The following is a 22,870-nucleotide window of genomic DNA, read 5'->3' on the forward strand; positions in this document are numbered from 1 at the left end:
CAATCTATGTCTACGTTGTAAGTTTGTCAAGGTGGGACAGCGAAAGAGGAGAACATGACACGCAGGAAAGAACCCGCGGTGGAAGCCCGGAGCAGGCTCACCCGGAAGCGGGTGCTCCGCTCGGCGATCGGGCTCGCCGACACGGAGGGCATCGAACGGCTCACCATGCGCCGGCTCGGGGAAGTGCTCGGAGTTGAGGCGATGTCGCTGTACAACCACGTCGCCAGCAAGGAGGATCTCATCAGCGGCATGCTCGATGTCCTCTTTGCGGACATCGAGCTATCCCCGCACAATGAGCACTGGAAGGCGGCGCTGCGGAAGCGGTCCGAGTCCGTCCATGACGTGCTCCAAAGCCACCCGTGGGCCAACGGGCTGATGGATTCGGGAGTCAGTCCCGGGCCGGCAATCCTGCGGCACCAAGACCGGGTATTGGGGACCTTCCGCCACGGTGGCTTTTCTCCGGGCCTGACCGCCCATGCGTTCTCCGCGCTGGATAGCTACATTCACGGGTTCGCCCGGCAGGAGAACGCGCTGCCGCTTGAGGAGGAGGACCGGGCCACGGTGCGGGCGCGGGCCCTGCTCGCCCGGTTGTCCGCCGCCGAGTATCCGTATCTCCACGAACTCACGGCCCTGCATGTGCTTCAGCCCCTTTACAGCTACGCGGATGACCTCGAATTCGGGCTGGACCTGGTCCTGGATGCCCTGGAGCGGGCACGGGATGCAGAGGTCGGGCACGGGATCAGTGCCGGACACCCAAGGGTTCCGGGCATGGACCCGTCGACAACGGCGGCATCGACATCCGATCAGAATGAAGGGGCGGACCGAACCTCGGGGTCATGACGTCATACGCCGACGGTTCCCTCGGGAATCTGGTGTGCGCCAGGTGAGGGATCCGGTGTGGGCGGCGCTCGGCTTCACACCGGTACCCGGCGCCACCGCGCCTCCGCCCGTCGCCCGCCGCCTCCACCAACTCTTGAACCCGACGGTCCGGCGTTGCCCCTCAACCGGAGTGGGAAATCAGCACCGTCCCGCTCCGCGGCGGGACCGGGAGGGTCCATCAGTACTACTTGCTCCAGGGTCCGTCCGATGAACCATCCGGGGATTTGGGAAGCCTATCCGGGAGGCCTCGATAGCGTCGAAGGAGCCTGGACAGTACGGATGTTCCGCGCAGAGGGTCGTCAGTGCGGGTGTGTCTTCGCTCGGCATTCCGGCGATGCTCGGCCGCAGCGAGCAACCGGGCCTGCTCCGCATGATGGTTCTGCAGGAAGTAGCCGGGGGGAACCGATGGGGTACGTCTTGTCCTCTACTCAGCCATGGGGGCGGGCAGTAATGGGGCGGACAGTGTGCCTGGCGGGAAGGGGCCCGCCGAGCCGGCGGGCGGGAGCGAGCATGGGCAGGGCCTTCTGCGCTCCGAGGGTGCTGGCCCGCTGGCAACAGCGCCACTTTCAACTCACCGGCTCTGTGGCCGGGGGCCGGATGCGGGGCCGGCATCCGGCATCCGGGGTCTCTGGGGTGGTCCTGCTGTCGGGCCGGCGTGATGCCGCCCGACCGGCGCACGCAACCGGAACTGTGTGGGGCACCCTCCTCCTGCAAGGATGACCCGCCAGCGGCGGCTTACCGGTAGTGCGGCGCTCTGCTGGATTTACCGTTCACTCAGACAGCAACGCTGGGGCTCTTGGCCGGGTTCTGCTTCCGCACCCCCTTGATCAGCAGATACAGCACCATCCATAGCTCGGCCACTGTTGCCGGCACCGCGACGAATGGGGTCAGGAAGGACCCTACCTCGGGCCAGAGGAACGCGAAGGGCAGGTGCGCCAGGTAGCTGAAGCACGCGATCATCAGCAGGACACCGAGCCCGCGGGGGAACATCGCAGACTTAAGCACCAGGTATCCAAGGGGCAACAGCCACAGACCGAAGAAGACCTGGGCGATCAGGAAGCCGTCCCGCTGCAAATCCAGCATCACCATCACGAGGGAGCCCGCACCGCCGGAACCGAGCGAGGCCGCATAGTCGGGGTTGGTAGCGACCTTGAGCGCAGCCAGTGATGGCGCGAGGTTGAGGGTCTGGATTGCCACGCTGATGGAAAGGATCAGCACCATCGCCCCGGCAACGTGCTTGTTGACGTGTCGAAGCAGCATATAGAGGGCCATTGCGACCAAGAGCATGAGCGTCGATTGGGTCAGGTCTGCCAGGATGCCCAGCCGGAAGAGCCCCTCATTGGCGGCAATGTTCTCCAAGGTGGCGCCCGGGTCGCCGGAGACGTAGATGCTGTTTCGCACGAAGCCGATGGCGAAGCCTGCGAGGATGGCGACTGCGAGATACAGTGCCCCGGCTGTTCTAGCCAGACCTTTTTGCGGTTCCATAATTAATCCTTCAGTGTTTGGATAAGCGGTTGGTGCGTACATGGGTCGTCCTGCGTGCCGGAGGCACGGGTGGAGGCGTCGTCGACGGGGTGAGCGCCGAGGATGCTCGGAGGGGTTTAGGGAACGATGGTGGATCTTCCATCGCCTACCCTGTCTAGAATCCGTGCAGGGTCCTGGAAGTCTGCTTGGTGTCTTCTGCGCGCATTTCTCGAGAAGCCACCGTCGGTACTTCCAGTGCGGGGTTCCGGCGCCGGCGCCATCCGGGTGGATCCGGACATCAGGCGGCCTCGGGCAGGACCGCGCCGCGTTCGGCGAGGCTTTCGTCGGCGGCCAGCGGTGCTAGCAGCAGGGCGGTTTGTTCGTCGGTAAGCAGTTCGGGGAAGCTGAGGGCGAGCTGGGCTGTGGTCAGTGCCGCGACCATCCAGGAGGTTCCGTGGATTCCGCCCATTACTCCGGTGACGATGGACCGCGCGGCGGAGGTGTCGATCAGGCGGGTGCGGGAGGCCAGGCGGACTGCGGTGCTGGCGTAGAGGGTGTGGGACCGGATGGTGTCGTAGCAGTCGGCCGTGGCCCGGAGCTGCTCCGCGGTCCAGGCGGTGCCGACAATGCGCTCGGCGGGAACAACCATAGTTTTTAAAGCCGGAATCAGGGTCGTTGTGGAGCTGTTCATAATTCTCCTCGCGGCGTGAAGTGGGGTGTGAGCCAGCGGGAGCCGGCCGCCGGATCCGTTTCCCCAGTGGGTGCTGAGGAATTAAGGTCATTTATTCGGGCTGAGAAGCGACGGCCGTCGGCGAGCAAGAGCCCTTGGATGGTGGCGGAGAGATCCTCAATCGCTGCGCACATCCAATCGAGTGCGTCGCGGTCCTCTGTGTCGAACGCAGGATTTTGGCCCACCTGCATGATCGCCGCGGTTACAGCATCCAGACGGTCCGCCACTGCGCGAAGCGGTCCCATCGTCCCAGCGGTGCCTAGGATCTGCCCAGCAATAACGGGCGTGGTTCCTGGGGCCGGGATCAAGGTGGGTGCGGGGCCGCTCATCAACTTTCCTTACGTCGTAAGCTTATGATGTAAGTAGCCTACTTCTACGTTGTAAGCTTGTCAACACAGGCTCATGGGAAGAGGAAGATATGACAACGAAGAAGACGCCCGATGCGGACCGCCGGACCAGGCTCAACCGGGACCGGGTGCTTCACGCAGCCATTGCGCTGGCCGACGAGGGGGGTATCGAGCGGCTCACCATGCGCCGCCTCGGAGAAGGCCTAGGGGTGGAGGCCATGTCCCTGTACAACCACGTCTCCAACAAAGAGGACCTGCTCCACGGCATGATCGACGCGCTCTTCGCGGAAATCGAACTGCCCCCGCATGACCAGCCGTGGAAGACTGCCCTGCGGAAGCGCTCCATTTCGGTCCGTGAGGTGCTTGTCAGCCACCCGTGGGCGAATGGGCTGATGGATTCGGGAACGAATCCCGGTCCGGCGACCCTCCGTCATCACGACCGGGTGCTGGGTACCTTCAGGAACGCCGGATTCTCCCTGACCATGACCGCCCATGCGGTCTCCGCGCTGGACAGCTATGTCTACGGGTTCGCAAAGCAGGAAAAGGCGCTGCCCTTCGACACCGGGGAGCAGGCCGCGGTGATGGCGCAGATGCTTCTCGCCCAGCTGCCTGCCGCCGAATACCCGTACCTATTCGAACTGATGGCCAAGCACGTGCTCCAGCCCGGCTACAGCTACTCCAAGGAGTTCGTCTTCGGCCTTGACCTGGTTCTGGATGCCCTGGGAGAAGCACGGGACAACGACGTGACGCCCACTCAGGGACCGGTAGCCCAGGCTTCCCGGTAGAACTAAGACGGACCCCCACGCCGTCCCTGCCACAGGTGCTCGCCGGAATCGGAAAGAGCCACAGGTGGCTGCCGCCGAGGCCGGCCCCGGCACAAAAACGCGGCAGGGCGGAAGCGGTCCAAGTCGGTCCATGAATTGCTCCGGAGCCACCCGTGGGCAACTCGTCCGATGTATTCAGGAGTCCGTTCGGGCCCGGTGATCCTGGGCATCATGGCCGGGAACGGGGAGTACTTCGTGCGGGAATGCACGCCCCGGAGGGGCTCCTGCGGGCTCTTCTGCAGAACGTTTCCGACGGTGCAGCCACTGGTCCTGTCAACCATATCCATTTGAAAATCCTGCCGGGGTGCCCCGGTCGGTGCGGCCGGGTCTTTAGAGACGGAGTGCGGGCCCGCCCTCCGGGGTAATCAGCGCAGGGCCGGCGGTTTCCCTGCCGGAAGCCCCATCACAACAACCATCCCCTTGGCCGCCCCGGGAGTTTTTCGCATAAAGGCCAGCAGCCCGGATTGGCTACGGGCGCAGAGGGCATCTGTCCTGTAATCAGTTGGCGTGCACCGTGATGGCGATTTTTCCGCGGGCCCAGCCGGCGTCTAGGTAGCGCATGGCCTCCGAAACTCAGGAACTTTGCTTCACTCGCCATAGGCCCCGACCGTTCCGTAATGCAATGTTAACTTACTTCTCAATCTGCCTAAGGTGTTTCCGCGAGGACCCTCGAATCGGTAGTCCATCGTTCTACCCATTCCGGGAGCAAAAGGTCATCAGGCGGACAGCCGGCCAAGGTGTTGAGTTCCTCCAAGCTGACGGTTCCTCCGCCTTCCTTGAGGAATCTAGTACGAATGACAGCTTGCGCGTAAATTGCGTCACCGCGCCTGAACGTCTGTTCGATGAATACCCACCGGTCATGTAGTCCGATGATTCGGGTGAAAACGTCAAACTGTTGCCCCAGTCGTAGGGATTTCCTGTAGGTGATAGTCTGCGCTGCCACCACGGGATACCACCCGGCGGTGGTCATCTTTCGCCAGAAGCCAGAACGAACCAGCAAGTCGATGCGGCCTATGTCAAGTATCGACAGGTACCTCCCATTGTTCATATGACCGAGCAGATCCAAGTCATTCGGCATGACAGTGAAACGGGTTTGGCACGTCTCCCATAAGCTGCCCGCCTTTTTGCCGCGCCGCCTAAGCCGTAGGAGCAACAAGCGCAAATAGAGGTTCACAGAACTGCGCCTGTCATCCGGTGGCGCTCCGGATCGCCATGGTACGGCCCTGCGTGTACATCACTAGTTACGGCAGATTTGGCGGCCGTCCATGGGTTCACAGCATCTCCTAACTTCGGCAAACTGTAGTCAGGAAGAAGGTAGCATGGGTTTACGACGACAAGCGGCGTTGAGGACGGCGACCAATGAAGGAAGTCAGGCAGGTGATGACCGGTTTCAGCACGGCTGAATCCGACGAGTGGGGTTGCCCAGTTGAAGCTGCAATGCAAGTGGTCGGTTCGCGTCCATCGATGCTGATAATGCGAGAGGCGTTCTACGGCACGCGCCGATTCGATGATTTCGTGCACCATTTGGCCGTCGCTCCCGCAACAGCTTCCACCCACCTTCGAAGCCTCGAGGCAGCGGGCCTTTTGCGCCGGACGGAGTATCGAGAGGCGAAGGCTCGGCCCCGTTCGGAATACCGCCTGACTCAGTCTGGCAGAGACCTACTGCCGGCCATCCTTGCACTCTTCGTTTGGGGGGCTAAGCACGCCCCTGTGCACCCCACCGTCAATATCACTCATCGAGGGTGTGGAGCTCCCGCCACCGTCGCTTTGCACTGCACCGAGGGACATGAATTGGATGAACGTCAACTCCAGGTTGAGCTTGTCGGCCAGAGCATCGCGCCCCCACCCGGCGGTTTGGGAAGGGCACAGCCCTAGGAGCAGCGGTGGCGAATATGCATGCAAAGTGAGCGATCTGGTTGGCCCGCCGGACGCTTTGCACGATCAAGGGCAACGTGTACCGAGCGGTCGCTTACGACGTTGCCGCTGACCGCGGCCGGGTTGCTTAATCCCATGTTCGCCGCCGCGGCCATGGCTTTCTCGTCCCTGTTTGTGGTATTCAACAGCTTGCGCCTTCGCGACTTCCGGCCCCTTGGTTGGGTCCCCGGGTAGGAGTCCGGTGACTGTGTGAGTTTCGCATCCGATAATGGATGCAGGAGGAAATTCACAGATTATGGCACGTAGACATACCCCGGATCAGGTCATCGCGAAAGTGCGTCAGGGCCAGAAGATGCTCAACGACGGACGACCGATGATCGAGGTCATCAAAGAGTTACAGGTGACCGAGGCGACCTGGTATCGGTGGCTGCAGCAGTACGGGTCCGAGAAGAACGCCACCCAGGCCAAGGCCGTCAAGGACCTCGAGAAGGAGAACGCGCGACTGAAGAAGCTGTTAGCTGATCAGGTCCTGGCCAATGACATTTTGAATGAGGTGGCGCGGGGAAAATTCTGAGCCCCGAACCACGTCACCGCGCCGTTCGTATGGCGCAGGAGAAGTTCGGGGCGTCCGAGAGGTTCGCCTGCAAGGTGTTGGGGCAGAACCGGTCAGCGCTGCGCAAAGGCCGACCCGTGGTCAGCTTTGAAGAGGCACAGTTGCGCTCTGATCTGCGCGCCGTTGCCGGCAAGTATCCGGCGTGGGGTTGGCGCAAGGCGCGCTGGCACCTGCTCGAGCAACCGCAGTGGGACGGCGTGGCGCTGAACAAGAAGCGCGTCCGCCGGCTCTGGCGGGCCGAAGGACTCACGTGCAAGCCCAAGGCGCGCAAGAAGCGCCGCACCGGTCCCGGCGCCGGCGAGCACAAGCGCCTGCGGGCCGAGTACCCGATGCACGTGGTCAGCTTCGACTTCCAATCCGACGTGACTTCCTGCGGTCGGCATATCCGGTTCTTCAACGTCATCGACGAATACACCCGCACCGCCCTGGCGATTATCCCGCGGCGGTCGTTCACCGCCACCGATGTGGTCGCAGTGCTGGAGGACATCATCGCCGAAACCGGCATCGTGCCAACCCATGTCCGCTCGGACAATGGTCCGGAGTTCACCGCCGCCGCGCTGATCGACTGGTGTGCCACCGCCGGAGTCGATACCGCGTTCATCGACCCGGGATCGCCCTGGCAGAACGGATTCGCCGAGTCATTCAACGCCCAATTCAGAAGGGAGCAACTGACCGGAGAAATCATGGACACGATGGCCGAGGCGAAATACTTGGCCGACGAATGGAAAGAGATCTACAATAATGAACGGCCCCACGGATCCCTCGACGGACTGACGCCGTCAAGACACTGGGAACGCTGGAGTGCAGAGAACCAATCAGCTATCGCATAGCCACTGGACTGCTAACGGGGGCCCAACCAGCCGCTATGTAGAGCTATTGGAAGCGTGGGGGACACCCTTCGGGCGGACTCGTGCAGAAGTTGAGTTGGCCATTTTTGACTTGACACGCGATCGACCCGCTGACCAGTAGAGACTGTTGTCCAGCGAACAAATGATCCTCCAAACACTTCGAACTTGTCGCATTGGAGTCGCATTGGAGTACACCCAAGCGCCATAGGGCAGGAAGCCTCCGGGCAGGCTTCCTGCCCTATGGCCGACGTACTAGACCGTTATCGGCATTCATTGCCTTGCAGGTGGCGTTTTGCAGTTTGGTCCCTAGCGATTTCCGGTTGAAGGATTGGCTATAGGACGATTGCCGGGTCGTCGTAGCCCTTCGTTACCTGTAGCTATTTGGTCCCCGAGTTCAGGCTAGGTTCGTCGGCTTCTTCGCTGTCGAGCGTCCCGACGAGTTCGGCTATCTTCACAACGATGTCCTCCATCGGCTCCTCCGCCGTACTGAATCCACCACGCGACGCGAGGGTAGGGCTGACCTGGTCAAGCGCCTCAAACGTCACCCCATGCATAACCGGCACCAGGAGGTTGCGGCGCAGTAGCGCGCTGAGCTCGTTGCTCGCGATGCTTCGATCGGTCCGCAGTTTGTCGAGCATTGCTGGCGTCACCAGAACGATTCCGATGCGTGAACTCACGAGTCCCTTGTCGATGGCCACGCGCATGTCCGTGCCGGGTCTCAGGGCAACCTCGCTGAACCACACCGAAACGTCCTCGCTGAGGAGCAAATCGTAGACATCTTTCGCATCGGCCTGACGGTCGGGCCAGGCGTGGCAGAGAAACACGCCGTGCCTCTGCGTTCGGACCACGACCGCCGTGCGTATGGGCTCGAGGTCGCGCACCTGCTGCGGTGTGTAAGAGACACCGGAAGTGCTAGGGGACCACCTGGGACGAGCAGTGCGGCCTCCACCAGGTGCACCTCCGCTGCTCGTTGAGCTTCCGCTCCTAACAACAGAAGTGACCGGCCGTGGTGAGTATTGTGAGTACGACGGCCTTGAGTAGCTGTACTCTCCACGGCCTCCGTGAACTGGGCAGTCAGCGCCGCCGCCTCTGATGTGGCCTCTGATGGGGGCTGTGCATTGGGACATAAGTTGGTCCTCCTCAGAACCTTGCGCCGTGGCCCAAAGTGGCCTTTTCGACGAGCCCTCAACGGGCATTTTGATTAATGAACTGAATTCTACTTATAACTGCCGAAATTGCTGCTCGTATCGAGTTTCTAATCGGCGGCGATTCGGCCGCTTTAAGTGCTGCTATATCGCCCGGGCGTTGCATCCCATTCTAGTTGCGTATAAAGGTCCTTGATTGAGAATCGGCAGACTCGCGAAATCTATTCCGAGTCGACTTGTAGCATCTAGCTTTTCAAAAATATGAGGCCGCGACGTGAGCTGATGCCGTGGCCCCACCAACATCCCGGGATTAGCGCCCTGACCCGGGGCCTAAAACCTAGGCAGTGACAAGAGATTGTTATTCCACTGTTGATCGGCGTAGGTCCGAAGGTATGGAGTTGAATTCTCGGGGCGGACTACCCCTACCTCCACACGTGAAGACCCCACCCCTACGTATGCCCGGTTTTTTTGTACATCAATCCAATCGACCATCGTCGGCTTATTGCTCGTTCCAGCACCGTTGTCTGAATCGTTCACCCACCTGTAGCTGGTGATGTGCTGGTGATCTTCCGGAAATCCTTCGAGATGTACGTGGGTGATTCTTACTGCCATGGTGTCCTCCTCAGAACACTAGTCCGAGGGGAGGGCGACGATGTTAGGACGCCTTGGACTCCGTTAGAATCGCTGTTACCACTAACCATGGAACTTGCGGTTCTGACCTCGAGTTGTTGGGCGGAACCGTTGCAAGGGGTCCGCCCTTTTTTCGTATCGGCTCGCCGACAGTCACTAGGTTAGTCGCTTCACGCTATCGGCGCAAGGGTGAAGACAACAAGCGAGTTTTGGACTATAGTTCGAACATAAGAAGTTGAGCTTTCCTGTAGCGTGTTGTTCACATCAGGGGTGAAGGACGGCTTACAGAATGCAGGTGGACTACGAGGACGAGGATCTACGGAGCCTCGCCTACGAGCCAGGTCATCGCACCACACGATGGGCCCCTAACGTAACCAAGGCTTATCGGCGAAGAGTCCAGCAGCTGCATGCTGCGGCTACCGACCAAGACTTGAGAGCCCTGAAGTCTCTTCATCTGGAGAAGTTGAAGGGAGACCGTGCGGGAACATGGTCGATTCGGATTGACAAGCAGTACAGACTTATTCTTCGGTTTCAAACTCAGGATGGTGGACGTCTAGCCATCGTCGTCGAAGCCGTTGACTACCACTGAAGGAGTGAAACCCATGGCCCCCGAGCTCGTTGAAGCATTTCCTCCCGGGGATTTTCTGACCGAGGAGCTCGAAGCACGCCATTGGTCACAGAACGATTTCGCTCAAATTCTCGGGCGCCCCGCCCAGTTTGTCTCGGAGATTATCTCTGGAAAAAAGGAAATCACCCGAGAATCAGCGGCTCAGATTGGTGCCGCTATTGGTACCGGTCCAGAGTATTGGTTGAATCTTCAAAATTCGTATCTTCTCTGGAGCCAGTCACAGAATGATTCGATCCGAAAGGACTTAGACGACGTTCGTCTCCGCGCTCGGATGAACGAACTGGCACCCGTGTCTTTGCTCCTCAAGCGCGGAGTCTTGACCGGGCAATCGTTGGCAGAACAGGCAAATGAGTTGGTTGATTTGTTTCAGATCGACCACATTGAAGATACTCCGCGTTTTCTTGCAGCAGCACGGCGCTCAAACCGCGACGAAGGACCTACACCTACTCAGAAGGCGTGGCTGGCGTGTGCTCGTAAGCACGCACAAAGAATACAAACAAGTGAATACGACCCAGCTCGACTCCAGCGCCTTGCCGAACAGTTATCTCGGTTGGTCTTGGATCCCGAAAAATTCGCAACGCTCCCCGCGGTATTTTCCGCTGTCGGAGTCCGCTTGGTCTACGTTGAGGCGTTCCCCGGGAGCAAGCTAAACGGCGCTTCCTTCCTCCTAGACGGGGACACACAACAACCGGTTATAGCCCTATCGGGTAGAGGTAAGCGTCTCGATATGGTCCTATTCACTTTGCTGCACGAAGTGGCGCACCTCGTTCTGGGACACGTATCTCCCGAGCGTATCGTGATTGATGAAGAGTCATCTGATGAGCCTGCTGAAAAAGCAGCCGACGAGAAGGCGGGCCAGTGGCAGATTCCAGGTGGACTGCCAACCCCACCATTGGCTGTGCGGAGGGGATGGATCGAATCCAACGCCCAGCGGATAGGAATACATCCAGTCGTTGTCCTGGGGAAGCTTCAGCGAGACAAGGCGCTTGACTATCGAACCGCGATGGCAAAGGGAGCGCCAACCGTAAACACGTATCTGGAGCTTTGGGCCTAGCATAGGTTCGCCACCCGATCTTGGCACCTAAAAGCCCAATAGGGCATCCAAGATCTTCTCGACCTACTCTCTTTGCAAAGTTACGTCCACTGTTCGTTGAACGATGCGGTAAACCGTACTCCGGGCGACTTTGAAGAGTTCGGCGATTTCGGTGGTGGTGTGTTGTCCTCCCTTATATAGGGAGATGAGGTGGGCCTCTTGGGACTTGGTGAGTTTGGGTTGTTTGCGGTCGTCAAGTTCTTGAGACAGCTTCGTAGTGATTTTCCTTATGCGGCTAGGGGTTCCTGGACGCGGGTTTGGTGCGCGGCGTGGGCCGCTGTCGGTGGGATGCCTCCGGCCCGACGATTCGGCCTTCGGCGGTTGTACCAGGACTCGATGTAGTCCATGACCGCGCTCCTCGCTGCGAGGCGGGTGGTGAAGTGCTCGTGGTGGTAGAACTCGGTCTTCAAATGCGAGAAGAAATTTTCGGCGACGGAGTTATCCCAGCACACTCCCACGGCGCCCATCGACTGGGTGACCGCGTTCCCGGCACACCACTTCTGGAACTCCTCAGATGTGTATTGAGCTCCGCGGTCGGAGTGGAAAATCGGGCCGGCTTCAGCGAAGTGGCCGTGGTTCCGTGCCATTTTCAGGGCCGAGGTGCACAAGCTGGCGCGCATATGCTCGGCCATTGACCAGCCGATGACCATGCCAGTGCACAAGTCGATCACTGTGGCCAAAAACAGCCACCCTTCACCAGTTCTCAAGTAGGTGATGTCCCCGACCAGCCGGGTACCGGGTACCTTGGAAACGAAGTCCCGCTTGCCGTGCGCGTCGAGCATGTGGTTCTCGATGTGCGCGGTCTTGGCCTGGAGATCCTGCACAGTCGTGGCCTTCCAGGCCTTCGTGCGCACCGCACGCAGTCCGTTGGCGCGCATAATCGCCCCCACGGTCGGGGCAGAGACCCTGATGCCAGCCGCGTTGAGCATCAGTGTTAGCTGGTCCCTCCCGGCACGTTCCTTTTCCTTGCTGAAAAGCGCGGTGACTGCTTCGGTGAGCTGCTGGTGCCGCTGGGCCCGAGGAGTCCGGTCCGCGGGTCGACGCCAACGGTAGAACGAGGCCCTGGAGACCTTCAGTGCCCGGCATAGCCAGGCGATGGAATGGTTGGCCTTCTCTGCCTCGATGAATTCGTAGAAGTCCTTTACTTCTGCTTCGCGGCAAAGAAGGCGCTGACTTTTCCCAGGAACTCGACCTCGGCCTTCAGCTTCGCGTTCTCGGCCAACGCTTTCTGGTGCTCATCCCAGGGCACCGTCCCGCGGGGATCGGCGCGGTCGGTGGTCTCGGGATTCACCTGACGGTACCGGCGTACCCAGTTACCCAGGGTGCTCGTTTTCACCCCGATATCTTCGGCGACCTGGTTCACCGGGCGATCGGAACCCAGGACTAGACGAACGGATTCATCGCGGAACGTGGCATCGTATTTCTTCTTGCTGCGGGCGGTCATCTGAAACGCTGGCTCCAATCAAGCTGTCTCACAAAACCATACGGCCGCATCAGAGACGCCGATGAGTGAGACACGACGTGTGAGTCGCACCGCTAAGTGGCGCCGTTTTCGCAGCGGTAAGTGGCGTCTTCTACTTCGTGTTCAGCTCCCGTGACCGGCGGTAGAAGGTTGCACGGGACATACCGAGGTCACGGGCGACCTGCGCGGCTGGTTCGCCACCTTCCACAAGTCGAAGAGCGTTTCGGATCTTGCTGTCACTGATCAGGCGTGGCCTTCCTCCTAGATCCTTGCCGGCTTCCCGCCGCTTCCCGATCGAGTCGACGATCCGCTCGCGCTTAATGTCGTGCTCCATCTGCGCCAATGCCGCCATGATCGTGAACAGCATCGAGCCCATAGGGGTAGACGTATCGACATCGCCACCGCCGAGGTTCAACACCCGAAGACCGGCTCCCCGGCCGCGGAGCTCCTGGGCGAAGTCGAGCATGTTCTGCGTTGACCGTCCCAGCCTGTCCAGGGTCGTGACCACGAGAGTGTCCTTGGCCTCCAGTGCAGCGAGTGCCCGATCGAACTGGGGTCTCATCGCCCGTGCACCGGATACCCCCTGGTCAACATACAAGTCATCACGCCGCACCCCGGCGGCTATCAGGTCTGCCTCCTGCCGATCTGTCGACTGAGGCCGAGTTGAGACTCGTGCGTATCCGATCAGCTTCGTCATATCGCTCCAGGTGTCTCGTATCTAATGGTTCGTACGCTGATTCGAGCATAGGGTTTCGAGGCATAGATATGAGAATCTGAGGCCCTACTGGTTCCGCCAACAACGACAGCTTCTGAAGCTACGCCGCGAGACGCCTCGTATCTCTAGGGTTGCAACACAGGGGTGATGTTCCAGAGGCCGCACCTCAGAGAACATTTTTGCGGGCGGCTCTTACGCGCATCCCGAACGCAACGCCATCTATAAGGACGCCGTAGACCAGAAATGCGTTGCGTTGAACGTTCGCTCAAGGTGCCATTGGCAGGCGCGTAGCCAGAAGGGAGGACGTTCAAGTGGTCAGGCACGCCGCCGTGTTATCCAGTTGGTCAAGCGGCGCATCACACTAGGTCGACTGCCCGGAAAGTGCCTGAAAAGTACCGATTCGGCCTCGTCGCCGGTGAACCAAAGGATGTCGGAGATTTCGAGCAGTTGCTCCATTTCGGACTTGTTCTCGTCGAAGAAGGAATAGTCGCTGTCTTGGATCTCCACCATGCACTCTGGTCCCGCGAATTCGAGGAGATACCAAACTGGTCTGGCGCTGAACTGGGTGTAGTAAGAGACGTAGCATCCGGTATGCAGACCCGCACGGCACAGTCCCACTGATACTCGATCCTGCCCTCGTGGCCCCCAGGGCAGTTTTGGACGTAGCGGTTCTCCTGGGTGCGAGGGCATAGGTTGATTATGACGGTATGCCGCCGTTCGGACCGGACGCTCCACTCTTGAAGTGCTTGTGAGAGGATCTCCCGGCAAATTTCCACATTTTCGGCCCTGCAGAGCGATGGTTGATTTATGACTGACTCGGTGAATCTCGACTTCGAGGCCACGGCGTTCGATGTTCGTCTTTTGCATGCGCGGCTCGACCGCGCGGTCGAGCACTACAAAACCTTTGGGCACGTCTGGGCCGATTACCTTGAGGGCCGTCCCCATCTGCTTGAGCACACTGCAGAGGAGGATGGGACCACTGCTGTACGACTTCGCCGGCTTGAACCACTTCCCGTTGAACTCTCGCTAGCTTTTGGAGAGCTGTTGTATGAGCTTCGGGCGGCTTTGGACAACTGTCTCTATGCCGTTGCGGTCCTCGTTTCGGGACAGAACCCTCCGCCCAGCGCCGCTCGACTTGAATGGCCCATTCGACTCACGCCAATCGAATGGAAAAGCCAGGCAGCCCGCTATCGAGATCTTCCCCGTGAAATTATCGAAGCGCTCGAAGCGATTCAGCCCTATCAGGCACAGTTCCCCGACTGGAACTGCCTCGCAATTCTGCACGAACTCGCGCGAGTGGATCGGCATCGCTCGATGCATGGCCTCGGCCTGTATCTATCAAACTTTCGTCTCCGGGCCGACCAAGAGCTAGTCGAGGTATTAGACACAGGCACCCCGGGAATAGTCGACGATGGGGCTGAACTTGTTCGCATGAGGGTCGCAGACGGGGTGGAGCTGTCACCAACAAACTTCGATCTGCAGCTCGAATTCGACGTAGACGTCACCGACGTACGCGACTCTCCTGGACCAACAGGTGTAATAGGTCGACCTTGGGGCCCCCTCGACACTCGTCTCCGGTCGCTCATCAGGGCAACAAGGGAGTACACGACCGGACTTCTCGAAATCGCGGGCGACTACGCGAGAAAAGGGGAGAGGCCGGAACAACATGGCTAAAGTCCGCTGATCGATCGCGGAATTGCTTTGCTTCCTGGCAGTTCACCCCGCCACAGCGACGGTTCCGTTAGCGGCGGCCGGGGTTGGTACTGTCAGGACATGAGAGCTCGAGTGGTGACATTAGCTGCTCGAGCGAAAAGATCGAGCGCTTCTGTTGCGGGTATGTCGGGGCATTCATGGTAGATCGACACGATGACCCAAGAGCGTGGATTTCTGCCTACTTCGCAGCCATCACCGCTCACTCTGGTTCCCCGCTTCTCCTGAAGTGGAGCGACAAGCACACAGGGTCACTCACTTGGGGCGGGGCAGTACGAGCAAACGCCTACTTCAAGGATGGCGGTACAGACTCCACTCAGGGACCCGGTGACCCGATGCGTCTAAGCATTAACGTCGTAGGGTCGACCTTCAGTTATGCCCTGGCGTTCGATGACGAGCTCGCCGCTTTGGATTGGGCCCTTCATGACCTCGCGGCACAGCAAGAGCCCTCTCACGAGGCCCTACTAAAGTCCCTGAGAGCCGGGTGGGAGCAGAGGCACGATCATTCGCATCTATGGCGCGGCGAGAGGATCTTCCCCGTGCTGCAGCAGTATGCCGAGGAACTAGTCTCCTTACCCGCCAACAAGTTGACGCTCGAAACAGACCCGCCCTACACAGTCCAACTTTCTTACCGCGACAACCACGTTTTTATGTCGCCGGGCTGAATATGACACTGTCGCGGTCTGGTACGGGGCCAGCCGGGATTGTATGAATACCCGGTCTGGGTTCAAGGTCTGAACTCGTGGGTCGATGACTTCTACAGACGACTTCGGACAGAAGACCTCTGGTTGGTCAGGACAAAGTTCTTGGGAATGCCCATTCATCGCGGATTCCTCTTCGACAATGACGGGCCTCCTGACAAGACCGGTGGCCCGGTTACCAGGCACCGGACGATCTTCCTACCCGCCACCCTGAAGAGCCGGTCGACACCGTAGGACTCCCATCCGAGACCCAACAACACCTCATCCACAACCAACCCGTCTCGGTCGTGGATGGAGAAACGCCCTTCAGGGAATCCCGCAGGGCTAAAACCCTCGTGGGCGACTCTTGCTCGTCCGTCATACCCACCTGATCGACGTCCGTTGAGGGATCCGTGAATCACCATGTAGGCGGGGGTGCCTCTGGCGACTGCTGGTCGGTGCGGTGGCGCAACTTCTCGGCAGTACGATGGGCGGCATGAGGTCGAAGACACGGGAGGGGAGGAATCACGGCGGATGACAAATGAGGAGACGCACCCATACCCCGGTCTAGTCAAGATTGCGTCAGAAGTGCAGCGGATCATCGACGACTTACCCGAGGGCGTGAGCGGAGCAATGGATCTACGCAAACACTCTGTGCATATGAAACTACAAGGGCCAAAGTCGCCGGCCTTTGAGGTCGTGCTCGGCAGTGAGGTTCCTGACATCGTGTACGACTCGCGATTCCTGGAGCGCGTCGCGATCGGTAGCGACATAGAGGAACATTTTGAATTTGCAAGAGAGACCGCTAGTGAAATAGTCGACTTCATTCTGAGTGGGAGGAAGGCCACTGAGCGCAAAAGCCGCATCTTCGGGCGGACCTACCTACACGTACCCTTGTCCGATGGCACTGAGTGGAAGATGAAAAAATTCTCTGCGAACTAAATCTTTGACCCTCGTGTTGCCTTCAACCAGCGCATCCGGCGCTCAAGATGCTCAACGCTCGATCCTTCAACCCGACGGCGCATTTCGCGTGCATTTGTGCAGTCCGCGTCAGGGAGAGCCGAAGGGTAGTGGAAGAATCGAGCGTATAGGGCCTTTGAACCGAACATGGTGGATTGGCCCTCGTTTCTCGCGGAACTGTCTCGTATGGGTATGGCACTCTGAAATGGCCCCACTTAGGGGACTTTTAGCCGTTTGAAGTGGCCCCACCCTCGACCCGCCCGTAGCGTTCTTTTTGTCGGCCAAGACGAAGAGATCGGAACGGGTTTGAAAGAGAGATCGAGAGTGAAGCAATTCGAGCGTATCCGCCTTGATGCGAGGGATAAAGATATGTCGGTCAGAGAGTTGGCACGGGTGCACGGCGTTCACCGCCGTACCGTCCGGGCCGCGTTGGCGGAGGCCACGCCGCCGGCACGGAAGACGCCGGAGCGGAAGGCTCCGAAGCTGGGGCCCTGGGAGGACACCATCCGGGCCTGGTTGACCGCGGACCAGAAGTCACCGCGCAAACAGCGCCACACGGCCCGCCGGATCTGGCAGCGGCTGGTCGATGAACACGGCGTCGTGGTTGCCGAGTCCACGGTCGCCCACGCTGTGGCCAGGATCCGCCGCGGGCTCGTCGACACGCAGGCTGACGTCGCGGTCCCGCAGACCCACACCCCGGGCGGGGAAGCCGAGGTCGATTTCGGCGAGTTCCAGGCCGTGATCGGCGGCGTGCAGGCGAAGCTGTTCATGTTCGTGATGCGGCTGTCCTACTCCGGACGCGCCGCGCATGTGGCCTACGCGAACCAGTCGCAGGAGTCCTTTCTGGACGGGCATAACACCGCGTTCGAACGCTTCGGCGGGATCCCGGCCAAAATGATCCGCTACGACAACCTCAAACCCGCTGTCACCACCGTGATCCTGGGCCGTGAACGGCTGGAAAACGAACGCTTCATCGCCCTGCGCTCCCATTACGGGTTCGACTCGTTCTTCTGCCTGCCCGGCATCGACGGCGCCCACGAAAAGGGCGGCGTCGAAGGTGAAGTCGGCAGGTTCCGCCGCCGCTGGCTGACCCCGGTTCCGGAGTTCGATACCCTGGCCGGGCTGAACGCGTATATGGCTGGCTGCGATGTCAAAGACGACCACCGCGTCATCACGGGCCGCCCCGTCACCGTCGGTGCCGCGGCAGCGGAGGAAGCCGGCATGCTTCGGCCGTTGCCGGCGGACACGTTCGAGGCCGCCTCGACGTTCTCGTTCAAGGCCGACCACAAGTCCCAGGTCTGCGTCCGCCAGTCCTACTACTCGGTCCCGGCCCGCTATGCCGGGCGCCGGGTCAGCGTCCGGCTCGGTGCCCGCACCATCGAGATGTTCGCCGAAGGCGCCCGGATCGCGTCCCACGTCCGGGCCATCCACAAGTATTCCTACGTCCTGGAACTGGACCACTACCTTGAGGTCCTCACCCGCAAACCCGGCGCCCTGGCCGGGGCAACAGCGCTGATGGCCGCCCGCGCCTCCGGGGCCTTCACCGGAGCCCACCAGAAATACTGGGACAGGGCCCGGGCCGCGCTCGGCGACAAGGCCGGCACGAAGGCCCTGATCGAGGTCCTGCTGATGGCCCGGACCCTGCCGGCCGCCGCGGTCACCGGCGCCATGGAGAACGCCGTGAGGACCGGGGACTTCGACCCCGATCATCTGGCCATCCACGCCCGTGCCAGCCAGAGCTTCCACCACGTCCCGGCGGCGCTACCTGATGAAGTTTCCGGACGGATCAGGCACCTGCCCGACCGCTGGGAGCCCTCGCTGGCCGGCTATGACGGGCTGCTGGCCGCGGCGGGCAGCCGATGAGCGCCGGGCAAGGACCGTCCATGGGCCAGCTCAGTGAGCCCGCCGCCGCGGCGGCGATCGGCGCAGCCTGCAAAACCCTGTATCTGAGAGGCACCGCGCAGGTCGCCGGGTCCATGGCAGCCGAAGCCGCCCGGCAGCGCCTCAGCCACCAGGCCTACCTCGCCGAGGTCCTGACCTATGAATGCGAGGAACGCGATAACCGCGCCCGGGCCCGGCGGATCAAGGAAGCGAAGTTCCCTCGCAGCAAACGCCTCGAAGACCTGGACCTGGCCCAGATCCCTGACCTGCCGCCGGCGACCCTGACACACCTGGCCACCGGCGCGTGGATCGATGCCGGGGAACCACTGGTACTCCTCGGCAATTCCGGGACCGGGAAAACACACCTGCTCATCGGCCTGGGCATGGCCGCCGCCGAGCAGGGACGGCGGGTCCGCTACATCACCACGGCCGCGCTGGTCAACGAACTCGTCGAGGCTGCCGACAACAAGGAGCTATCAAAGCTGGTGGGCAAATACGCGCGCCTGGATCTCCTTTGCCTCGATGAGGTCGGCTACGTCAAGCTCGATACCCACGGCGCCGAGCTTTTGTTCCAGATCATCACGGCCAGGGAAGAACGGGCGTCCATCGCCTGCGCAAGCAACGCCCCGTTCAGCGAGTGGGGCCAGACGTTCACCGACCCGCGCCTCGCGGCGGCGGTCGTGGACCGGCTGACCTTCCGCGGCCACATCATCAACACCGGCACCGATTCCTACCGGCTGAAAACCACCCAACAGACCATCAACAAGTCCCGGCAAAACTGACCGGAACACCAACAGGGTGGGGCCAAAACAAGCGGCGAACCCGGGGCCAAATCAACTTGCTATTCCCACTCGTACTTTTGTCTTGCATCGCATGGGTTGCGAGACGATCTGGAGTGGAGCGTTTAGGGCACCTTCACCGGGCAGTTTTGCGGGCGGGTCTTACGGGAATCAGAGTGCGCCTGCATAACGGCTTTGTCGAAGGGAAGGCATGAAGGTGGCGAGCTGGCCGGTGGGCGACCGGCTTGTGCAAACGATCGACCGCATCTTAAATGCCGAGATTCTCTTCTAGTCAGCCCGGTGCCTGTCCCTGATTCCGGAGGGTGCTCAATCAGGGACCGTGAGGAGAGCCCCCGCGAGGGGCCGGTTCACCCCGAGTCCTTGATCAACGGAATGATTGAGAGGTACGCCGCAAAACATCCGTAGCTGCAGGCGTTAGATAAGGGCGCGCCGCCGGATGTCGGGGACCGTCGGTAGGGTTGAGGGACCAGCAGAACTTAGGGGGACAGCTTGTATCCCAGCATCGAAAGCAGTGTCACTGACATCTTCAAAGAACCGTGGGCCATCACAGATGGACGCGTCGTGCCAAAGACGGACGACGTTGTGATGAAGAACGGAGGCAGGCGCGTTGACGCGACCTACCTGTACGCCGATCTTGCTGGCTCATCCAAAATGGCTAACTCGCTGCACAAAGAAACGACGGCCAAGATCATTCGGGCCTACATCAACACGGCCTCACGTATTCTCCGCAACTTTGGCGGTGAGATCAGGAGCTTCGACGGCGACCGGGTTATGGCGATCTTTATGGGCGTGGACAAGGAGACCAAGGCCGTTCGTGCTGCTCTTGCAATCAACTGGGCAGTGTTCGAAGTCTTGCGCCCCAAGATCAAAGAAAGCTGGAGTGACGGCGAGAAGTTCGCGAACATCTGCCACGGAATCGGCATCGATACCGGTGAAGCTTTGATCGTCCGCGGCGGTGTGCGTGATCGCAACGACCTTATTTCCATAGGTAAAGCGCCAAACCGTGCTGCCAAGCTCAGTGAAATCCGTGACGCTTACCAGCTCACCATTACTTCAGAGGTCTACGAGGCTATGGACAACGAAGTCGCCTTCACGGAAGAAGGTAAGAAGCTGTGGACGCAGGTTTATAACCGGAATGACAGCGGCGTGAACGAACGAGTCTTCCGCTCCCACGCTTACTGGGGTGTTTGAGTGTTCGGCCGTAAGACTGATGAAGAGATCGCGCAGGAGGAGCATGACAAGGCCATAGAGACTGCCTGGCGCATCCACGGTGCACTCAGCGACTGGACCGGGAAGGTAGATGCCAAGGCTACCTTCGCTTTCACCCTGGAGTCAGCCGGTGTCGCGACGGCCATTGCGCTAGCCGACGACAAGCGAGTGTTCGACGCTCTTGAAGGTCCAGTGCAAGAAATCCTCTACTTCGGCGGTCTTATCGCGCTGAGTATTGCTGCTGCATTCTCAGTGTGGGTAGTCATCCCTAGACTGCGTTATTTGAAGGTCAAGAAGGAATGGCCGAGCAACTTCATCTACTTCGGCCACCTGAAGTATTGGGACTACGAGGTGCTGCCGGGGGCGATAAGGAAAAAGGATCTCCTGCCCGTACTGACGCACCAGATGGTGAAGATGAGCAAGATCTGTTGGCGGAAGCATGTCGCCGTGGTGATCTCGATGATCTTGGCAGTACTAGGCGGTGCCGCCCTCATGGGTTGTGCCTTCATGGTGCAGTTCGGGTGGACGCCCTGACCAAGCACGGCATCCCTGAAGACACCGAGCGCATGATGGCCCGTATGAATGCTGAGGTGAACCGTCCGATGGATCAGCTGGGAACGAATAAACAGCAACCGGCTTACTCGCTGTTGCGATAGGGGATCCTCTTATCGGACGCCGGTGTGAGTACACGGTTTTGTGGTGTCAGGTCGATCGGTGTTGGGTTCGAAATCTCACGGTGGCTCGGTGATCAGGCCCATCAGCTGGTTCAGGGGTGTGGCCGCGTCGGCGAAGATGATGTCCGAAATGGCCTCGCTTCGTCTGCCGTCGAGCATTTGCGTGTTCTGCCGGTATTTTTCATGCAGCGTCGCATCGCTGAGGGGGACTTCAGGATTTCCGTCGGTTGTTTCCACGGAATAGGAGTGCCCACTCTTAAGTGTGATTTGCACTTTCGCACGGCGCTGAGCGGGAAATTCTGCGGTCATATCTGCCGATGGGACCAGTCTGATCTTTTGGGACAGGCGCAGCACATCTGCGTCGGTTCTCGGATGCAGGACGTTTTCGGGTATCAGTTTGCCGTGGACCAAGGCTGCGGCGAGGGCGTAGGGGAGGCTGTATTGTGCCTGTTCCGTGTTTTGCGGGGCCGCGGTGTGCAGGCGTGCTGCTGCGGCGAAGGTTGTTACCTCCACGTCGTCGATCTGATCAGCTTGTATAAGTTGATTGGCACGAATGGACAGACCGGCCTGCACAGCCGGGTGCGCCCATCGGCACACGGGGTAGATCTTGAAATATTGTTCTGTGATCCGCCAGCGTTGACCAAGGTCGTCGATTTCCGGGTGTGCCTCCATCAGCTCGGCTGGGGCTCCGGTGAAACCACCGGCTGCAAGGTATGCCGCATTGACGCCTGCCTGAGCGCCCCAGGCCGAACTGTCTTTGACCATCGTGGGGTGCTCGATTGACCGCATCATCGGCGCGCGGGGGGCGGAATATTCTGCGATTCCCAGTGCGTGCCGCGTCGCTTCGGGGTCCAGCCTGAGCAGGCGGGCGCCCACGGCGGCCGCGCCGAGGGCGTTCCACGCTCCCGAGCTGTGGTAGTCGGCAGCTGTCCGGTGGAGAACAATCCCTGCGCGCAGTGACACTTCGTAGGCAACGATCAGCCCCGCCAGGAGGTCTTCCACCGTTGTCAGGGAACGTTGGTCAGTGAAAGCGAGCACCGCGGGGAGCGCAGCCGCGCCGGCGTGGCCTTTTACCAGGCGGTGACCGTCGTGACCGTCCATTGAATCGATGGTTCCAGCGTTGGCTAGGGCGGCATAGGAGGCGCCGACTCGCCGACCGTCGAAAAGCAGGCGGGAGCTTTGTGCTGATCCGCCAGCCTGGCGGTAGGCGTGATCACGAATGATGTGAGACAGCGCAGTGGCTGTGCCGGCCACCGCAACCCCGATCAGGTCAAGCAGGCAGCGCCGCGCCTGGTGCAACACATCGGCAGGAAGGTCTTGCCCGCTGACTCCGTGGATGAAGTCAGTGATGCCCGAATACTGAGAATTCACGAAAGACCTTCGAAATGGTGGGGAAATTGACCCGGAAAGCCGGTCAATAAGCCGTCTGTACGGCGTCGGGAGCCGGCGGCCGTTTCTTTTTCCAAGTGAGTGGCCCATGAAATGGGGGTCCGCCTGCGGGCTTCCAGCACCAACCCGGAGAAGTCGGCCAGCGCAAACTCCGCCGCCACGGCGATGTCGTCACCAATACGCTTGGAAACTTCAAGGCTGGCGTGCACATGATTGTCGAACAATGCTAGAGCTCCTCTATCCGAGAATGATGCGCTAACCACAATGCTGTGGTGCGATCATTGCAACGCTGAACTTCGGGGTTGATCTCCTGA

24 protein-coding genes and 2 pseudogenes are annotated in these 22,870 nt (G+C 60.3%); 13 read left to right on the forward strand and 13 right to left on the reverse strand.

Going from position 1 to position 22,870, the window contains the following annotated elements:
- The first annotated feature begins 54 nt into the window (after positions 1-54).
- Entirely contained in the window at positions 55-840 is a 786-nt protein-coding gene (locus tag H4V95_RS01380; RefSeq protein WP_209728346.1) for a TetR/AcrR family transcriptional regulator C-terminal domain-containing protein, read from the forward strand.
- 813 nt (positions 841-1,653) lie between these two features.
- On the opposite strand, the gene H4V95_RS01385 is transcribed toward H4V95_RS01380, so the two are convergent.
- From H4V95_RS01385 to H4V95_RS01395, 3 genes are all read right to left on the reverse strand, one after another.
- Positions 1,654-2,364 carry a DUF4386 domain-containing protein gene (locus tag H4V95_RS01385; protein ID WP_209728348.1) on the reverse strand — a complete coding sequence of 237 codons (711 nt, stop codon included), beginning with the start codon at positions 2,362-2,364 and terminating at the stop codon, positions 1,654-1,656.
- Positions 2,365-2,641: 277 nt separating this feature from the next.
- Positions 2,642-3,034: a hypothetical protein gene (locus H4V95_RS01390; protein ID WP_209728350.1), complete on the reverse strand. Its 393-nt coding sequence runs from the start codon at positions 3,032-3,034 to the stop codon at positions 2,642-2,644.
- Entirely contained in the window at positions 3,031-3,402 is a 372-nt protein-coding gene (locus H4V95_RS01395) for a hypothetical protein (protein ID WP_209728352.1), read from the reverse strand. The genes H4V95_RS01390 and H4V95_RS01395 overlap by 4 nt, the downstream gene beginning before the upstream one ends.
- Positions 3,403-3,491: 89 nt before the next feature.
- On the opposite strand from H4V95_RS01395, the gene H4V95_RS01400 reads away from it, so the two are divergent.
- The gene (locus H4V95_RS01400; RefSeq protein WP_209728355.1) at positions 3,492-4,205 is read left to right on the forward strand and encodes a TetR/AcrR family transcriptional regulator C-terminal domain-containing protein; all 714 of its coding nucleotides are present in this window, start codon (positions 3,492-3,494) and stop codon (positions 4,203-4,205) included.
- Between the two features lie 685 nt (positions 4,206-4,890).
- On the opposite strand, the gene H4V95_RS01405 is transcribed toward H4V95_RS01400, so the two are convergent.
- Positions 4,891-5,322 (reverse strand): thioesterase family protein, encoded by a 432-nt coding sequence (locus tag H4V95_RS01405; protein ID WP_281064548.1) that lies wholly within the window; start codon positions 5,320-5,322, stop codon positions 4,891-4,893.
- 359 nt (positions 5,323-5,681) lie between these two features.
- Between H4V95_RS01405 and H4V95_RS18865 the strand changes: the two genes are divergently transcribed.
- From H4V95_RS18865 to H4V95_RS01415, 3 genes and pseudogenes are all read left to right on the forward strand, one after another.
- Positions 5,682-6,119, forward strand: a complete 438-nt coding sequence (locus H4V95_RS18865) for a winged helix-turn-helix transcriptional regulator (RefSeq protein ID WP_395939859.1) — start codon at positions 5,682-5,684, stop codon at positions 6,117-6,119.
- 32 nt (positions 6,120-6,151) lie between these two features.
- A pseudogene (locus H4V95_RS18150) lies at positions 6,152-6,353 on the forward strand (hypothetical protein); the annotation flags it as partial.
- 61 nt (positions 6,354-6,414) lie between these two features.
- Positions 6,415-7,562 (forward strand): IS3 family transposase gene (locus H4V95_RS01415; protein ID WP_209728360.1). Its coding sequence is split into 2 segments (ribosomal slippage): positions 6,415-6,679 and positions 6,679-7,562, totalling 1,149 coding nucleotides; the frame shifts between segments, so codons are not numbered across the junction.
- 395 nt (positions 7,563-7,957) lie between these two features.
- On the opposite strand, the gene H4V95_RS18720 is transcribed toward H4V95_RS01415, so the two are convergent.
- Complete coding sequence (locus H4V95_RS18720; RefSeq protein WP_209728362.1) at positions 7,958-8,428, reverse strand: toll/interleukin-1 receptor domain-containing protein; 471 nt, start codon at positions 8,426-8,428, stop codon at positions 7,958-7,960.
- Positions 8,429-9,055: 627 nt separating this feature from the next.
- Positions 9,056-9,337, reverse strand: coding sequence for a DUF3892 domain-containing protein (locus H4V95_RS01425; RefSeq protein WP_209728364.1), 282 nt, complete (start codon positions 9,335-9,337; stop codon positions 9,056-9,058).
- Between the two features lie 307 nt (positions 9,338-9,644).
- Between H4V95_RS01425 and H4V95_RS01430 the strand changes: the two genes are divergently transcribed.
- Entirely contained in the window at positions 9,645-9,944 is a 300-nt protein-coding gene (locus tag H4V95_RS01430; RefSeq protein ID WP_209728366.1) for a type II toxin-antitoxin system RelE/ParE family toxin, read from the forward strand.
- A 13-nt stretch (positions 9,945-9,957) separates the two neighbouring features.
- Positions 9,958-11,037 carry a HigA family addiction module antitoxin gene (locus H4V95_RS01435; RefSeq protein WP_209728368.1) on the forward strand — a complete coding sequence of 360 codons (1,080 nt, stop codon included), beginning with the start codon at positions 9,958-9,960 and terminating at the stop codon, positions 11,035-11,037.
- A gap of 63 nt (positions 11,038-11,100) precedes the next feature.
- On the opposite strand, the pseudogene H4V95_RS01440 reads toward H4V95_RS01435, so the two are convergent.
- The 5 genes and pseudogenes from H4V95_RS01440 to H4V95_RS01460 form a co-directional block, all read right to left on the reverse strand.
- Positions 11,101-11,262: pseudogene (locus H4V95_RS01440) on the reverse strand (helix-turn-helix domain-containing protein); the annotation flags it as partial.
- 41 nt (positions 11,263-11,303) lie between these two features.
- Complete coding sequence (locus tag H4V95_RS01445) at positions 11,304-12,200, reverse strand: IS3 family transposase (RefSeq protein ID WP_312884083.1); 897 nt, start codon at positions 12,198-12,200, stop codon at positions 11,304-11,306.
- A 17-nt stretch (positions 12,201-12,217) separates the two neighbouring features.
- Complete coding sequence (locus tag H4V95_RS01450) at positions 12,218-12,520, reverse strand: transposase (RefSeq protein WP_209728371.1); 303 nt, start codon at positions 12,518-12,520, stop codon at positions 12,218-12,220.
- 130 nt (positions 12,521-12,650) lie between these two features.
- Positions 12,651-13,235: a recombinase family protein gene (locus tag H4V95_RS01455; RefSeq protein WP_209728372.1), complete on the reverse strand. Its 585-nt coding sequence runs from the start codon at positions 13,233-13,235 to the stop codon at positions 12,651-12,653.
- 333 nt (positions 13,236-13,568) lie between these two features.
- Complete coding sequence (locus H4V95_RS01460) at positions 13,569-13,763, reverse strand: hypothetical protein (protein WP_209728374.1); 195 nt, start codon at positions 13,761-13,763, stop codon at positions 13,569-13,571.
- 297 nt (positions 13,764-14,060) lie between these two features.
- Here H4V95_RS01460 and H4V95_RS01465 point away from each other — a divergent pair, with 297 nt between their 5' ends.
- From H4V95_RS01465 to H4V95_RS18160, 6 genes are all read left to right on the forward strand, one after another.
- A complete protein-coding gene (locus H4V95_RS01465) occupies positions 14,061-14,927 on the forward strand; it encodes a hypothetical protein (RefSeq protein WP_209728376.1) in 867 nt (288 codons plus the stop codon).
- 1,250 nt (positions 14,928-16,177) lie between these two features.
- Positions 16,178-16,585, forward strand: coding sequence for a hypothetical protein (locus tag H4V95_RS01470; RefSeq protein ID WP_209728378.1), 408 nt, complete (start codon positions 16,178-16,180; stop codon positions 16,583-16,585).
- 342 nt (positions 16,586-16,927) lie between these two features.
- A complete protein-coding gene (istA, locus tag H4V95_RS01475) occupies positions 16,928-18,466 on the forward strand; it encodes an IS21 family transposase (protein WP_312883904.1) in 1,539 nt (512 codons plus the stop codon).
- Positions 18,467-18,486: 20 nt separating this feature from the next.
- Positions 18,487-19,266, forward strand: coding sequence for an IS21-like element helper ATPase IstB (istB, locus tag H4V95_RS01480; protein WP_245345517.1), 780 nt, complete (start codon positions 18,487-18,489; stop codon positions 19,264-19,266).
- A 507-nt stretch (positions 19,267-19,773) separates the two neighbouring features.
- Positions 19,774-20,475 (forward strand): adenylate/guanylate cyclase domain-containing protein, encoded by a 702-nt coding sequence (locus H4V95_RS01485; RefSeq protein WP_209728380.1) that lies wholly within the window; start codon positions 19,774-19,776, stop codon positions 20,473-20,475.
- A complete protein-coding gene (locus tag H4V95_RS18160; RefSeq protein ID WP_209728382.1) occupies positions 20,476-21,027 on the forward strand; it encodes a Pycsar system effector family protein in 552 nt (183 codons plus the stop codon).
- A 197-nt stretch (positions 21,028-21,224) separates the two neighbouring features.
- Here the strand turns inward: H4V95_RS18160 and H4V95_RS01495 are convergent, their stop codons facing one another.
- Both H4V95_RS01495 and H4V95_RS01500 read right to left on the reverse strand, forming a co-directional pair.
- Positions 21,225-22,538 (reverse strand): MmgE/PrpD family protein, encoded by a 1,314-nt coding sequence (locus tag H4V95_RS01495; protein WP_209728383.1) that lies wholly within the window; start codon positions 22,536-22,538, stop codon positions 21,225-21,227.
- A complete protein-coding gene (locus H4V95_RS01500; protein ID WP_209728385.1) occupies positions 22,535-22,780 on the reverse strand; it encodes a hypothetical protein in 246 nt (81 codons plus the stop codon). Before H4V95_RS01500 ends, H4V95_RS01495 begins: the two co-directional genes overlap by 4 nt.
- Between the last annotated feature and the right edge of the window lie 90 nt (positions 22,781-22,870).

The sequence above is a fragment of the Arthrobacter sp. CAN_C5 genome (assembly GCF_017875735.1).
GTDB lineage: Bacteria > Actinomycetota > Actinomycetes > Actinomycetales > Micrococcaceae > Arthrobacter_D.

Excerpts from the sequence above, each read along its gene's own strand:
- H4V95_RS01435 (WP_209728368.1), top strand. The coding sequence starts at position 9,958 with ATGGCCCCCGAGCTCGTTGAAGCATTTCCTCCCGGGGATTTTCTGACC.
- H4V95_RS01385 (WP_209728348.1), bottom strand. The coding sequence starts at position 2,364 with ATGGAACCGCAAAAAGGTCTGGCTAGAACAGCCGGGGCACTGTATCTC.
- H4V95_RS01405 (WP_281064548.1), bottom strand. The coding sequence starts at position 5,322 with ATGCCGAATGACTTGGATCTGCTCGGTCATATGAACAATGGGAGGTAC.
- H4V95_RS01465 (WP_209728376.1), top strand. The coding sequence starts at position 14,061 with ATGACTGACTCGGTGAATCTCGACTTCGAGGCCACGGCGTTCGATGTT.
- istB (WP_245345517.1), top strand. The coding sequence starts at position 18,487 with ATGGGCCAGCTCAGTGAGCCCGCCGCCGCGGCGGCGATCGGCGCAGCC.
- H4V95_RS01450 (WP_209728371.1), bottom strand. The coding sequence starts at position 12,520 with ATGACCGCCCGCAGCAAGAAGAAATACGATGCCACGTTCCGCGATGAA.
- H4V95_RS01380 (WP_209728346.1), top strand. The coding sequence starts at position 55 with ATGACACGCAGGAAAGAACCCGCGGTGGAAGCCCGGAGCAGGCTCACC.
- H4V95_RS01400 (WP_209728355.1), top strand. The coding sequence starts at position 3,492 with ATGACAACGAAGAAGACGCCCGATGCGGACCGCCGGACCAGGCTCAAC.
- H4V95_RS18865 (WP_395939859.1), top strand. The coding sequence starts at position 5,682 with ATGCAAGTGGTCGGTTCGCGTCCATCGATGCTGATAATGCGAGAGGCG.
- H4V95_RS01460 (WP_209728374.1), bottom strand. The coding sequence starts at position 13,763 with ATGGTGGAGATCCAAGACAGCGACTATTCCTTCTTCGACGAGAACAAG.
- H4V95_RS01395 (WP_209728352.1), bottom strand. The coding sequence starts at position 3,402 with ATGAGCGGCCCCGCACCCACCTTGATCCCGGCCCCAGGAACCACGCCC.
- H4V95_RS01470 (WP_209728378.1), top strand. The coding sequence starts at position 16,178 with ATGACAAATGAGGAGACGCACCCATACCCCGGTCTAGTCAAGATTGCG.
- H4V95_RS01390 (WP_209728350.1), bottom strand. The coding sequence starts at position 3,034 with ATGAACAGCTCCACAACGACCCTGATTCCGGCTTTAAAAACTATGGTT.
- H4V95_RS01425 (WP_209728364.1), bottom strand. The coding sequence starts at position 9,337 with ATGGCAGTAAGAATCACCCACGTACATCTCGAAGGATTTCCGGAAGAT.
- H4V95_RS01430 (WP_209728366.1), top strand. The coding sequence starts at position 9,645 with ATGCAGGTGGACTACGAGGACGAGGATCTACGGAGCCTCGCCTACGAG.
- H4V95_RS01455 (WP_209728372.1), bottom strand. The coding sequence starts at position 13,235 with ATGACGAAGCTGATCGGATACGCACGAGTCTCAACTCGGCCTCAGTCG.